Consider the following 13598-nt stretch of genomic DNA (forward strand, 5'->3'; position numbering starts at 1 on the left):
AACCGCTCAGCCGGCGTCGGCGAGCAGCGCGTCGACCAGGTCGCGGGGCAGCCCGTGGGTGTCGTGCAGCCAGTGGTAGTCGGGTTCGGTCAGCGGGCCCCGCGCCCGGACCCGCTCGACCAGCGGCCGACCGCGCCGCAGCAGCCCCCGGAACCGGCGCTCCTCGTCGCGCAGCGCCGCCCGCAGCGGGCCGGGCTCGCCCGGCTGGCGGAACCGGCGCAGCGTGTCGTCGTATCCGGTCAGCGGCAGCTCGTCCAGGCTCCGCGCCGGGTCGTCGCGCCACAGCACGGTCAACGCGCGGCGCAGCAGCCGGCGCAGCACGTAGCCGCGGCCGGTGTTGCCCGGGCGTACCCCGTCGCCCAGCACGACCACCGCGGACCGCAAATGGTCGGCGACCACGCGCAGGTCCGCGCCGCGCAGGCCCCACCGGTCGCGGACCGCGCCCACCCACGGGCTCAACCCGGCGCCGGTGAACACGGACCGGTCGCCGCGCAGCACCATCTCCAGCCGCTCCAGGCCCATGCCGGTGTCGATGCTGGACACCGGCAGCGGCGTGAGCCGGCCGTCGGAATGCCGGTGGTGTCGCATCTGCACGTGGTTCCACACCTCCACCCAGCGTCCGTCGCCGCTCGGGGTGCCGGTCGGCGGGCCGTCACCGGTCCACACGAAGATCTCCGAGTCCGGTCCGCACGGGCCGGTCGGGCCGTTGGACCACCAGTTGTCCGCGCCGAGCGCCTCCACCGGCACGCCGAGCGCGGCCCAGGTGTCCCGCGCCGTCTCGTCCGGCCCGAGCCCGTGGCCGTCCCCGCCGAAGATCGTCGCGTGCAGCTTCCCCGGCGGGATGCCGTAGCCGTCGGTGAGCAGGTCGAAGCCCCAGCGCAGGCTGGTCGCGATGTCGTAGTCACCGAGCGACCAGGAACCGAGCATCTGGAACACGGTCAGGTGGGTCCGGTCGCCCACCTCGTCCAGGTCGGTGGTGCGCAGGCACCGCTGCACGTTGACCAGGCGGCGTCCGCCCGGGTGCGGGCGCCCCAGCAGGTACGGCGTGAGCGGGTGCATGCCGGACGTGGTGAACAGCACCGGGTCGCCGGGCGGCGGCACCAGGGAACTCTCCGGCGCGTCGGAGTGCCCGAGACGGTGGTAGTGCTCTCCGAAGATGCGGATGATCTCGTCGGGTGTCATGGCGGGTGCCTTCCGGGTACGGGCGACCGGACGGCCCGCGCGACGGCGGTCATGACACACGACGACGCCGGCGGACCGTCTCCGGTCGCCGGCGTGAAAGTGGGGCAGGTCAGGCGGCGGCAACCGGCGAGCGGGAAGCTCGCGCGGCTGCGGCGGTGATCGATCGCCAGCTCTGCATACCGCCAACGCTATCCCACTTCCCTCCCCCTGCCCACCGCTTTCCCCTCCCACCCGCTCGCTCCGCGCCCCACGCCACTCCGCCCTTCACCCCGCTCCGCGCCCCACGCCACTCCACGCCGCACTCGCGCCGCGCCCCACGCTGCTCCGCGCTGATTCACGGAAAGCGTGGCTAACAACGCCTGGATAGCCACGCTTTCCGTGAATCAGCGCGCTCTGGGAGTGGGGGCGGAGGTGAGCAGGTGGTGGTAGAGGGCGGTCAGGCGTTCGGCCTGGGCCTCCCAGGTCCAGGTGGGCAGCGGCGAGTCCGGGCCGTCGTAGGCGGCGCGGTAGCGGGCCGGGTCGGCGAGCACCGCCCGCACGGCTCGGGCCAGGTCGGCGGCGTCCCGGGCGCGGAACACCTCACCCTGGCCGGTGGCCCGGACCGTGTCGGCCATGGTGCGGACGTCGCTCACCACGATCGGCAGCCGCGCGTGCGCGTACTCGAAGAACTTGGTGATCAACGCGATCTCGTGGTTGGGCCAGTGGTGCAGCGGAATGAGCCCGACGTCGGCGGTGGCGAGGAACGCGACGAGCTGCCGGTGCGGCACGTACGGCAGCACGTGCACCCGGTCGGCGACACCGTGCCGGGCGGCACGCGCCACGACCTGCCGGACGTAGGTGGCGGCCGGGTCGGCGACGACCAGGGCCAGGTGTACGCCGGGCAGCCGGGGCAGCGCCTCGACCACGGTGTCCACGCCGCGCTGGACGGCCATCGCACCGCTGTAGACCAGCAACGGGGTGCCGGCGGCCACGCCGCAGCGGGCCCGGAGGTCGGGTGCACCCCGTTCGTCCGCCTCGCCCGGCTCGGATGCGGCCCCGGCGACCGACGCGCGCTCGACCACCGGCACGAACTCGGCGGCAGCCACCGGCGCGGCGACAACGACCGGTTCGACGGCAGAGGCCGACCCGACGGCGGTGACCGGTCCGACGGCAGAGGCCGACCCGACAGCAGCGACCGGCGCGGCGACAACGACCGGTTCGGCGACGGTGACCGGGGCGTTGAGCACGACGGTCGGGCGCTCGGGCAGGGCGTGGTCGCGGACCAGCAGGTCGGCGAGCGTGTCGGAGACGGTGACGACCGCGTCGGCGTGGCCGACGTACTCGCGGACGTAGCCGAGGTGGGCGGGCAGCCAGCGGGCGTTGTCGCGGCGGGGCCGGGCGCCCGGCAGCCATTCGTGGGCGTCCCAGACCAGCTTCACGGCGCGGCCCTGGTCACGGGCGCGGTCGACCGCGCGGGCAGCCACACCGAGCATCCGGAAGTCGTGCGCGTGGATCAGGTCCGGGCGTAGCGCGTCGATGACCGGACCGGCGACCCGCTCGTAGTCCCAGAGGCCCGGCTCCAGCCGACGCCAGGCCCGGTCACCGAGCCGGGCCCGCCAGTAGCGGACCTGGGCGTGCTCCACGGGCCGGCGGGCCAGCCGGGCGGCGCGCAGCGGCAGACCGCCGCGGGCCACCAGCCGCCGCCGCAGACCGGACACGCCGCCCACCAGCCGGGGCACACCCCCACGCGGGCTGGACCCGTCGTGCCGTGCGTCGGGTGCGCCGTCGCGCCCAGCGAGCACGCCGTCGCGCGGACCAGGGGCGGCGGGTGGGGTGACGCGGGGTGCGTCGAGCGGCAGCACGCGTACCTCGGCGTCGCCGAGTCGCCAGTGCCGCTCGGCGTCGACGCGGGCGCAGCCGAGCAGCGTGACGTCCCAGCCGGCGTCGGCGGCGGACCGGGCGGCCTTCTGCACCCGCGAGTCACCCTCGACCGCGTTGTCGACAAGCATCACCACCCGCCGGCCGGCGCCCGGCGGCGTCGCGGTGTCGCACGGCATCAACGACCACACCCCCTCAGCTCGACGGCGCGAGTGTACGGGGGCAGCCGACCGTCACGAAGACCACGGAAAGCGCGCTGAGCTGGGCGGACACCGGCTGTGCAGGTGACGGCGGGCGGGAATTCACCCGCCGTGCACCGGTCGGTCAGGCGGCGCCGGAGGGGACCAGCGGGGCCGGGGCGATCGGCTGCCGGCGGTCGCGCCGGTTGGGCAGCGACAGGCGGATCACCTTCCACCAGGCGGAGGCGACCTGCTTGGGCAGCGGGCCGGTGGTGTACCGCAGCCCGTACCTGTCGAACAGCGCCCGCACCTGCGGGGCGATCTCCTGGTAGCGGTTGCTCGGCAGGTCCGGGAAGAGGTGGTGCTCGATCTGGAACGACAGGTTGCCGGTCATGATGTGCAGCAGGCGGGGGCCGCTGATGTTGGCCGAGCCGAGCATCTGCCGCAGGTACCACTCGCCGCGCGTCTCGCCCTCGATGGAGGTCTTCTCGAACGTCTCCACGCCGCTCGGGAAGTGCCCGCACATGATCACCGAGTGGCTCCACACGTTGCGGATCAGGTTCGCGGTGAACGTGGCGGCGAGCGTGGACAGGAACGACGGGCCGGAGAGCAGCGGGTGCACCACGTAGTCCTTGAGGACCTGCTTGCGGATCTTGCGGCCGACCGCCTTGGCCTTGGCCCGGAACGCCGGCTCCTTGAGCCGCTTCTGCTTGAGGTGGTCGCCCAGTTCCATGTCGTACGCGGCGATGCCGTACTCGAAGAAGGCGGCGTTGAGCAGGTTCCACACCGGCTGGCCCAGGTGCATCGGGTGCCACGGCTGGTCCTCGTCGACGCGCATGATGCCGTACCCGAGGTCGTTGTCCTTGCCGACCACGTTGGTGTAGCGGTGGTGCAGCTCGTTGTGCGACTGCTTCCACTGGTCGGCCGGGGAGACGTGGTCCCAGTCCCAGGTGGTGGAGTGGATCTTCGGGTCGCGCATCCAGTCCCACTGGCCGTGCAGGACGTTGTGCCCGATCTCCATGTTGTCGAGGATCTTGGCGATCGTGAGGCCGGCCGTGCCGACGATCCAGGCCGGCGGGAACAGCGAGAACAGCAGCACCGCGCGACTGCTGATCTCCAGCGTCCGCTGGGTCTTGATCACCTTGCGGATGTAGCGGGCGTCCCGCTCCCCCCGGTCGGCGATGACCCGGTCCCGGATCGCGTCCAGCTCCTTGCCGATGATCTCGATGTCCTCGGCGCTCAGGTGGGCGATCGGGTTGTCGGCCTTCTTCTGGATCACGGTCACGTCGGTGGCTCCTCAGAGTTCGATGTCGCAGGTACCGGCTGCCGCCGACACACAGGTCTGGATCCGTACGCCGTCGCCCGGCACGGCGGTGGTGACGTCGCCGTTGCGCAGGTCACGCACCGCGCCCTGGCGCAGCGGCACGACACAGCCGTAACAGATCCCCATCCGGCAGCCCGAGGGCATGAGCACCCCCGCGTTCTCCCCCGCGTCGAGCAGGGTGGTGGCGCCGTCGGCCTCGACGGTCACCCCCGCCCCGGTGAAGGTCACCGTGCCGCCGTCACCCGGCGTAATCACCGTAGGACGGAACCGCTCGGTGTGCAGACGTTCGATGACGCCGTTCGACGTCCAGTACCCCTCGACGGCGTCGAGCATGCCGATCGGGCCGCACGCCCAGGTGTGCCGCTGGGCGTGGTCGGGTACGAGGTCGTCCAGCTCGGCCACGTCGAGCAGGCCGGAGGTGGCGGTGTGTCGCTCGACCAGCCGCATCGCGCCCCGGTCGGCCAGCGCGCGCAGCTCCGCGCCGAAGATGACGTCGTCGCGGGTGGGCGCGGAGTGCACCAGCACCACGTCGGCCCGTTCGGCGAGCCCGGCCCGCAGCATCCCCATGACCGGGGTGATGCCGCTGCCGGCGGTGAGGAACAGGACCCGCTCGGGCGTCGCGGTGGGCAGCACGAAGTCGCCCTGCGCCTGGTCGAGCTGGACGATCGTGCCGGGCCGGACCCGGCGGACCAGGTGGTTGCTGACCTTGCCGTCCGGGATCGCCTTGACCGTCACGCTGATCCGGCCGTCCGCCGCACCCGGCGCGGAGGTGACCGAGTACGCGCGCCACTGCCGTACGCCGTCGACGTCCACGCCGAGTCGCACGTACTGCCCCGGCAGGTGACCCCGCCAGCCGCGACCCGGCTGGATCACCAGCGTCGCCGCGTCGCGGGTCTCCGGGCGGACCGCGACGATCCGGCCGCGCAGCGGGGCGCCGGCGCGCAGCGGCGCGATCATGTCGAGGTAGTCGCCCGGCACCAGCGGGGTGGTGACCGTGCCGGCCAGCCGCAGCAGCCTGTCCCGGAAGGAGACCTTCTGGGAGCGGCGGGGCGCAGTTGTGGTCATATGACCAGCGTGACTGCGGGATCGCATAACATCTTGACCAGCAAAGGTGAAACGGTCACAGGTTTTTGTTCGAAGGGAACAACATGACGCAGGAGGCCGGGACCGGGCCGCGTGCCGCCCATCTCGATCTCGACGCCGGCGTCGCGGCGTTGCTGCGCGAACGGCTGCCGATGGTCGCCGAGCGGACGGTCAGCGCGATCACCGCCGAGGTGACGGACTACTCCGGCGCGCTCACCGGCACCATGCGCGAGAAGATCGAGAACGCGGTACGCATCGCGCTCGGCACGTTCCTCCAGCTCATCGAGGGTACCCAGGCGTTCGACCCGAGCACTCCCCTGGCCCCCGCGCTGGAGGCCGCGTACGCGTTGGGCAGCGGCGAGGCCCGCGCCGGGCGGAGCATGGACGCGCTGCTGGCCGCGTACCGGGTGGGTGCCCGGGTGGCCTGGCGGGAGGTCTCCACCACCACGGTCCGTAGCGGGTTGGCCGCCGAGACGGTGGCCGAGTTCGCCGAGCTGATGTTCGCGTACATCGACGAGCTGTCCGCGGCCAGCGTGGCCGGGCACGCCGACGAGTTGGCCAGCGCCGGCCGGGTACGCCGCCGCGACCTGGAACGGCTGACCCAGCAGTTGCTCGCCGGTGAGCCGGAGGAGTCGCTGCGGCGCAGCGCGGAACGGGCCGACTGGCCGCCGCCGCAGACGCTGACCGTGGTGCTGCTGCCCCGCCGGCACCTGCGCGCGGTGCTCGCCCTGCTCGGCCCGCAGACGTTGGAGAGCGGCGAGGACCTGCCCGGCATGAACCCGGCCGAGGAACTGGCGGTGCTGCTCGTGCCGGACGCGCACGGCGGGCGGCGCCGCCAACTCGTCCGGCTGCTGCACGGGCACCGGGCGGTGCTCGGCCCGGCCCGGCCCTGGCACCGGGTCGCCGCCTCCTACCAGCGGGCCACCCGCGCCCTCGCGCTCGGCCTCGGCGAACCGGACGCCGGGCCGGTCGACACCGAACGTCACCTCTCCTCGTTGCTGCTCAGCATGGACCCGGAGGCCCTGGCCGACCTGCGCACCCAGACCCTCGCGCCGCTCGCCGCGCTGCCGCCTGCCACCGCGCACCGGCTCGCCGAGACGCTGCGGTCCTGGCTGCTGCACCAGGGGCGGCGCGACGACGTGGCGGCGGACCTGTTCGTGCACCCGCAGACCGTCCGTTACCGGATGGGCAAGCTCCGCGAGCTGTTCGGCGACCGCCTGCACGACCCCGCCACCATCCTCGACCTGACCATCGCCCTCGCCGTCCCACCCCGGCCGGACGACACCCCGGCGTGACGGCCGGGCCGGAGGACCCGCACGGGTGCTGTAGGCCGCGGCCCGGCAGTCCCTGCACGCCCCCTCGGTGTTCAACACCCGGCCCTGGCATTGGCGGGTCACCGCGGAGGCGCTGGAGCTACGCACGGACCCGGACCGGCAGCTCGCGCACACCGACCCGGACGGCCGGCTGCTGATCCTGAGCTGCGGCGCGGCGCTGCACCACGCCCGCGTCTCGCTCGCCGCGGCCGGCTGGGGAGTCGGCGTCGAGCGGCTGCCGGAGCCGGGCTGACCGCCGGCGCGGACTTCGACCGTGGCGCGGCGCACCTGATCCTGTTCGGTGAGCGCGACGAGCCGACGGCCTGGCTGCGCGGCGGTGAGGCGCGGTCGGCGCTGCTGCTCACCGCGACGGCCGAGGGGTTGGCCGGCGCGACGCTCAGCGACGCGATCGAGTTGGCCTGGCCGCGCCGGATGATGCGTGACCTGCTCGGCGGCATCGGCGAGCCCTACCTGGTGGTACGCGTCGGGTGGGGGCCGGACGCCGACCTGCCGCCGGCCCCGCGCCGCGCGCCGCGCGCCGGCCGACGTCATCGAGGTGGTGGTGCCGCCGGAGCTTCGGACGGCGGCGCGGGGCTGACGGCGCGGGGCCGCCGCGCGGGCGGGCACCCGCTAACGGGGGCCGCGACGACCAGTCGTCACGCTCGGTGAATGATGCGCACCCGCACACGAAAATCACTGAGCGTAGCCGGGGATCGGGTACATGCTGGGCGTCGTCTCGCCGCACATCGCGCTGACCAGCGAGTGTGTCCGAGAGCGTCCGGCCGCCGACCCCTGCCCATCGCCGCCTTTGCTCTGCACCCACGGAGGCAGCGGTGACGCTCGGTCAGCGATGCGTCGGTGGCGGCAGAGCAAAGGGGCACCGCGGTGGCAGACCGCCCCGCCGCCACCATCACCCTCAGTGACACGGAGAACCGCGCCGGGGCCACACCGGACGCGATCGCCACCCCCGGGCCGGGCGGAGCGGGCCGACCGCCACGGGCGGTTCACCTCGCGAGCAGCGCCCGGCACCGGCGAACGCCGCCACAAGGAACGATTCCTTATTGTCCACTGTCACTGTCAGCAACCCTTGTGCACATTCCCAATCGCATGTTGACGGCTGCCAGTCGGAGGGCAATCATGATGGTCACTGGATCCACCTAACGCCAATGTCGGATCTGGTGGCTTTTCCCACCCCTCGACGGGATCGCGCCGGGACCGCGAGATTCCGCCGGGCGAACACGCCCGGCGCGCGCTCGGTAAATCCTATCGACGAAATAGGAAATGCCACCGCTCGCCTCGAGGAGTCCGCCGGTGAACGGGAACAACGACGCTCCCGCGGCGAGCCGGCCCCGGCCGGCTTCGCGCGGCGCTGAGCTGGAAGAACCGCTCGCACTGCACGGCGGTCGGCCGGTACGGGACACACCGTGGCCCACCTACGACAAGGGCGCGGTATTCGTGCACCCCGACGACGAGGACGCCGCAATTCGGGCCATTCGCAGCCATCTCTACTTCCGATACGACCATCGCGCGCAGAAAGAAACCGAATGCGGGCGGTTCGAGGACGAACTGTGCCGTTATTTCGGCACCCGACACGCCCTCGCGGTTTCCAGCGGCACTGCCGCACTGGCCCTCGCCCTGATGGGCGCCGGAGTGCCGGCGGGGTCATTGGTCGCCTGTCCCGGATTCACTTTCGTCGCCACTCCGAGCGCCATTGTGCTGGCCGGGTGCCGGCCATTCCTGGTGGAGGTCGACGACGACCTGCGGATGGACCTCGACGACCTGCGCCGCCGCTGGCGGCCGGACATCCGTGCCGTCATGGTCGTCCACATGCGCGGCTTCGCCGCCGACGTCGAGGCACTCGCCGCCTTCGCCGCCGAGATGGGCGTGCCGCTCATCGAGGACGCCGTACCGGCGCTCGGCGCCGAACTCAACGGCCGCAAGCTCGGCACGTTCGGCGCCGCCGGAGCGTTCAGCACCCAGTCCGACAAGGCCCTCAACTGCGGCGAGGGCGGCTTCCTGGTCACCGACGACAGCACGCTGTTCGCCCGGGCGGTCGCGCTGTCCGGGGCGTACGAGGGACGGCTGCGCCGGCACTTCCCGCACGGCGAGCCGCCGCTCACCGGCCTGGACCTGCCGCTGCTCAGCCTCCGGATGGACGAGATCCGGGCGGCCCTGCTGCGCGCCGAGCTGACCCGGCTGCCGCAGCGGCTGACGCTGTTCCACCGCAACTACGCGCACGTCTCGCAGGCCCTGGCCGGCCTGCCCGGCATCGCGGTACGGCGGCCGGTCGCGCCCGGGGCGTACCTCGGGGAGGCGTTCGTGTTCCGCGTACCCGGCGGCGACGCCGGCTGGTTCGCCCGGGCGCTGCGGGCCGAGGGGATCGACGCGCGGAACATCGGTGCGGACGACGACCTGAACGTGCGGGCGTTCTGGAACTGGCGTTTCCTCTACGACACCGCGGACCCGGGACAGATCCGCGCGACGCTGCCGCGCACCGCGCGGCTGCTCACCGAGACCGTCGACGTGCCGCTGTCGTCCAACCTCACTCCGGACGACTGCGACGACCTGATCCACGCGGTCCGCAAGGTGGCCACCGCCCGCGAGAGCGCGTTGGCCCGCCCGTGACCGGCACGCACCTGACCGACGCCGGCACCGCGGAGCGGCGCCTGCCCCGGCTCGCGCTGGTCGGGCTGCTCGGCGGGCTCTTCGCCGGCTACCTCGGACTGACCGCTGTCATCCCGGTGCTGCCCGGCTTCCTGCGCGAGCGGCACGACGCCGGTGACCTCACCGTCGGTGTGGTGGTCACGGTGACCGCGGTGACCGCGCTGCTGGTCCGGCCGGTCGCCGGCGCGCTCGCCGACCGGTACGGCCACCGCACGGTGATGCTGACCGGCGCGCTCGTGGTGGCCGCCGGTGGCCTGCTCTACCTGGCGCCGCTGGGCGTGCCGGCGCTGGTGGCGGTCCGGCTGCTGCTCGGCGCCGGCGAGGCGGCGCTGTTCACCGCCGGGGCGGTGTGGATCGTCCAGCTCGCCCCGCACCACCGGCGCGGTCAGCTCATCGGCCTGTACGGGGTGAGCATGTGGGGCGGCATCTCCGCCGGCACGTTCCTCGGCGCGACCGTGCAGCAGGCCGGCTATCCGGCGGTGTGGGTGCTCAGCGCCGCCGCGCCGGCGGTCGGCGCCGCGCTGGTCGCGCTGGCGCCGGCGCCGCCGCGTACCGCGCCGGCGGCCAGGGGCGGCGGCCTGCTGCTGCGCCCCGCGCTGCTGCCCGGCGTGGCGCTGACGTTCGGCGCCGCCGGGTACGCCGGCCTGGCCGCGTTCGTGGTGCTGCACCTGGACGCCCGCGGCATCGGGCACGGCGTGGTGGTGCTGAGCTGCTTCAGCGCCGTCTACGCCGGCACCCGCCTGGTCATCGGTCACCTGCCGGACCGGCTCGGCCCCCGGCGGGTGGCCGCCTGGTGCGGGGTCGGCGAGGCGGTCGGCCTGCTGGTCATCGCGGTCGCCCCGAACCTGCCGGTCGCGGTGGCCGGCAGCGTGGTGATGGGCGTCGGGTTCTCGCTGCTGCACCCGTCGCTGGCGCTGATGGTGATGAACCGCACCGACCCGGCGCGGCAGGGCGCGGCGATCGGGGCGTACACCTCGTTCTGGGATCTCGGCCTGGCGGTGTGGGGGCCGGCGACCGGGCTGGTCGCCGCCGGCTTCGGCTACCCGGCGGTGTTCGTCGCCGGCGCGGCCGGCGCGGCGGTCGCCGCCGCGATGGCCCTGCGCATCGGCCGGCCCGCCGCCACGGACACCCCGAGGGAGGTACCGGCATGAGCGAACGCACCGAGCGCAGCGAGGGCCGTGAGCACATGCCCGGCCAGCCCGGCATGAGCGAACGCACCGAGCGCAGCGAGGGCCGTGAGCACATGCCCGGCCAGCCCGGCATGAGCGAACGCACCGAGCGCAGCGAGGGCCGTGAGCACATGCCCGGCCGGCACCGCATGAGCGGACCCGTGACCGTGCTCAGCGTCACCGGCTGGTGCCGCAACGGCAGCACCATCATCGGCAACGTCCTCGGCGAGGTGCCCGGCGTGGCGCACGTCGGCGAGCTGCACTTCCTGTGGAAGAACTCGACCGGGCGCGGCGTCAACGACCGCTGCGGCTGCGGGCTGCCGCTCACCGCCTGCCCGCTGTGGTCGGCGGTGCTGCCGGTCGGCCGTCCGGCCGGCGTGTCCGCCGAGGCGCACGCCGCCGAGGTGATCCGGCGGCAACGCGCCCGGCTGCGGACCCGGCACACCTGGCGGGTGCTGCGCCGGGGCGCCGCCGACGCGGACACCCGTGCGCACGCCGACCTGCTCGGCGCGGTCTACCGGGAGGTGGCCGCGCGCACCGGCGCCCGCGTGATCGTGGACAGCACCAAGATCCCGGGCGAGTCGGCCCTGCTGCCGCACGTGCCCGGCGTCGAGCCGTACTGGCTGCACCTGGTCCGGGACCCGCGCGCGGTGGCGCACTCGTGGCGGGAGCCGAAGGAGTACGTCTACGCCATGTCGGCGGCGCGCAGCACCGCGTACTGGCACGGGTTCAACCTGGCCTCGGCGGCGATCAACCGCCGGCACCCCGGCCGGTCGACGTTCCTGCGCTACGAGGACTTCGCCGCCGACCCGGCCGGCACTGTCGACGCGCTGCTGCGGCTTATCGGCGCCGACCCGGCCGACAACCCGGTCCACGACCGGACCGTCGAGCTGCGCGGCAACCACACCGTCACCGGCAACCCGGACCGGTTCCGGACCGGCCCGACGGTCATCCGGGACACCGACGACGGGTGGCGGCGGACGCTGACCGGCCGGCAACGGGTGGCCGTGGCGGCGCTGGCCTGGCCGCTGTCCACCCGCTACGGCTACCGGCCCGGCGGAACGGCCCGGACGCATCCCGGCGCGGCGGCCCGCGTCGGCGAGAGGGAGAGGTGACGGACGTGGATCTGGGGCTCACGGGGCGGGTGGCGCTGGTCGCCGGCGGCACCAGCGGCATCGGGCTGGCCTGCGCGAAGGAGTTCGCCGCCGAGGGGGCGCACGTCGCGGTCTGCGGTCGCGACCCGGCGCGCCTGGCCGCGGCCGAACGGGAGCTGACGTCGGTGGCCACCGGACGGGTCAGCGCGACCGGCGTGGACCTCACCGACACCCACGCCGCCGCCCGCTGGGTCGACGACGTCGCCGCCGAGCTCGGCGGGGCGCACGTGCTGCTGGTCAGCGGCGGCAGCCCGCCGGTCGGCACCGCCGCCGGGTTCGGCGTCGACGACTACCGGGCCGCCGTCGAGCGGGTGCTGCTGCCCGCGGTCGCGGTGTCGACGGCCGCGCTGCCGCACATGCGCGCCGCCGGCTGGGGCCGGCTGCTGCTGGTCGCCTCCGAGACCGCCTGCGTGCCGATCGGCCCGCTGGTGCTGTCCGGGGTGACCCGGGCCGCGCTGGTCCGCTTCGCCCAGGGGCTCGCCGTCGACGTGGGACGGGACGGCGTCACCGTGAACGTGCTCGCGCCCGGCAGCGTGCGTACCCCGCCGATGGAACGCGCGGCGGCGCGGCTGGCCGGCGCGGACGGCGACGTGGAGGCGCGGCTGGCCGCGATGGGCCACCACAGCGCGCTCGGCCGGCTGGCCCGCCCCGAGGAGGTGGCCGCGATGGCCGCGTTCCTGGCGAGCGAGCGGGCGTCGTACGTGACCGCCGGCGTGCACCTGATCGACGGCGGGGCCGCCGCCACCGGACCCGACCTGCCCCACCTGACGGGCGTCCGCAAGGACACCTACGCCTGATCCGCCCGACCGCCGCACGAGGGAGTGCCCATGCCGACGACCAGCCAGTTCACCGAGCGGGACGTCTCCGAGTTCTTCGACGAGACCACGCAGACGTACCTCAGTTTCTGGGACAGCGAGGGCGTGCTGCACACCGGCTACTTCGCCGGTGACGACGACACCGACTACCACGCGGCGGCGGACCGGACCTCGGACATCCTCGCCGAGGACGCCGGCATCGACGCGTCCTCGAACGTGCTCGACGTCGGTTGCGGCTGCGGCAACTTCCTGCTGCGGCTGGCCGGGCGCACCGGGTGCCAGGGCGAGGGGCTGGACCTGAGCATCGAGCGGGTGCGCTTCGCCGAGCAGCGCCGCGCCGAGCGGGGCGCCGGGCTGGACGTGTCGTTCCGGCACGGCTCGGCCACCGCCCTGCCGTACGCCGACGGCACGTTCACGCACGTGGTCAGCCAGGACGCGTTGTTCCTGGTGCCGGAGAAGCCACGCAGCCACGCCGAGATGTTCCGGGTGCTCGCGCCGGGCGGGGTGCTGGCCGTCTCCGACTTCCTCCAGCCGACCGAGCGGATCGGCGAGGCGGCCCGCCGGCACGTCTACGACCGGGTGCGCTGGAACGGCGGCTACTCGCTGGACGGCTACCGCGAGGCGCTGACCGAGGCCGGGTTCGTGGACGTGGTGGCCCGCAGCCTGGACACGCACATCCGGCAGACGTACCGGGTGCTGGGCCGCACCGCCCGGGAACGGGCGGAAGGCACGGCGGACGAGGCGGCGCGGACCTGGATCCTCGGCTTCGCCGAGTCGTGCGACGAGATCCAGGCGGCGATCGACCGGGGCGAGTTCGGCTGGGGCATGTTCATCGCCCGCAAGCCGGCCTGAGGAAGG

The 13598-nt window shown here is 74.1% G+C and carries 11 protein-coding genes; 7 read left to right on the forward strand and 4 right to left on the reverse strand.

Annotation, left to right across the window (positions count from 1 at the left end; genetic code table 11):
- Nucleotides 1-6 precede the first annotated feature (6 nt).
- From VKK44_RS15710 to VKK44_RS15725, 4 genes are all read right to left on the reverse strand, one after another.
- Nucleotides 7-1182, reverse strand: coding sequence for an alanine--tRNA ligase-related protein (locus VKK44_RS15710; protein WP_343441836.1), 1176 nt, complete (start codon nt 1180-1182; stop codon nt 7-9).
- Nucleotides 1183-1565: 383 nt separating this feature from the next.
- Nucleotides 1566-3218: a glycosyltransferase gene (locus tag VKK44_RS15715; RefSeq protein ID WP_343441837.1), complete on the reverse strand. Its 1653-nt coding sequence runs from the start codon at nt 3216-3218 to the stop codon at nt 1566-1568.
- A 145-nt stretch (nt 3219-3363) separates the two neighbouring features.
- Complete coding sequence (locus VKK44_RS15720) at nt 3364-4503, reverse strand: fatty acid desaturase family protein (RefSeq protein ID WP_343441838.1); 1140 nt, start codon at nt 4501-4503, stop codon at nt 3364-3366.
- 12 nt (nt 4504-4515) lie between these two features.
- Complete coding sequence (locus tag VKK44_RS15725; protein WP_343441839.1) at nt 4516-5607, reverse strand: ferredoxin reductase; 1092 nt, start codon at nt 5605-5607, stop codon at nt 4516-4518.
- A gap of 83 nt (nt 5608-5690) precedes the next feature.
- Here VKK44_RS15725 and VKK44_RS15730 point away from each other — a divergent pair, with 83 nt between their 5' ends.
- The 7 genes from VKK44_RS15730 (at nt 5691) to VKK44_RS15760 (ending at nt 13592) form a co-directional block, all read left to right on the forward strand.
- Entirely contained in the window at nt 5691-6920 is a 1230-nt protein-coding gene (locus VKK44_RS15730; RefSeq protein ID WP_343441840.1) for a PucR family transcriptional regulator, read from the forward strand.
- Between the two features lie 67 nt (nt 6921-6987).
- Nucleotides 6988-7191: a hypothetical protein gene (locus tag VKK44_RS15735; RefSeq protein ID WP_343441841.1), complete on the forward strand. Its 204-nt coding sequence runs from the start codon at nt 6988-6990 to the stop codon at nt 7189-7191.
- A 1028-nt stretch (nt 7192-8219) separates the two neighbouring features.
- Complete coding sequence (locus VKK44_RS15740) at nt 8220-9563, forward strand: DegT/DnrJ/EryC1/StrS family aminotransferase (RefSeq protein ID WP_343441842.1); 1344 nt, start codon at nt 8220-8222, stop codon at nt 9561-9563.
- Complete coding sequence (locus tag VKK44_RS15745; RefSeq protein ID WP_343441843.1) at nt 9560-10753, forward strand: MFS transporter; 1194 nt, start codon at nt 9560-9562, stop codon at nt 10751-10753. Before VKK44_RS15740 ends, VKK44_RS15745 begins: the two co-directional genes overlap by 4 nt.
- Complete coding sequence (locus VKK44_RS15750) at nt 10750-11886, forward strand: sulfotransferase family protein (protein WP_343441844.1); 1137 nt, start codon at nt 10750-10752, stop codon at nt 11884-11886. The genes VKK44_RS15745 and VKK44_RS15750 overlap by 4 nt, the downstream gene beginning before the upstream one ends.
- Nucleotides 11887-11891: 5 nt before the next feature.
- Nucleotides 11892-12722 carry an SDR family oxidoreductase gene (locus VKK44_RS15755; protein WP_343441845.1) on the forward strand — a complete coding sequence of 277 codons (831 nt, stop codon included), beginning with the start codon at nt 11892-11894 and terminating at the stop codon, nt 12720-12722.
- A 30-nt stretch (nt 12723-12752) separates the two neighbouring features.
- A complete protein-coding gene (locus VKK44_RS15760; protein WP_343441846.1) occupies nt 12753-13592 on the forward strand; it encodes a methyltransferase domain-containing protein in 840 nt (279 codons plus the stop codon).
- The last annotated feature ends 6 nt before the right edge of the window (nt 13593-13598 follow it).

It is taken from the genome of Micromonospora sp. DSM 45708 (genome assembly GCF_039566955.1).
Lineage (GTDB): Bacteria > Actinomycetota > Actinomycetes > Mycobacteriales > Micromonosporaceae > Micromonospora.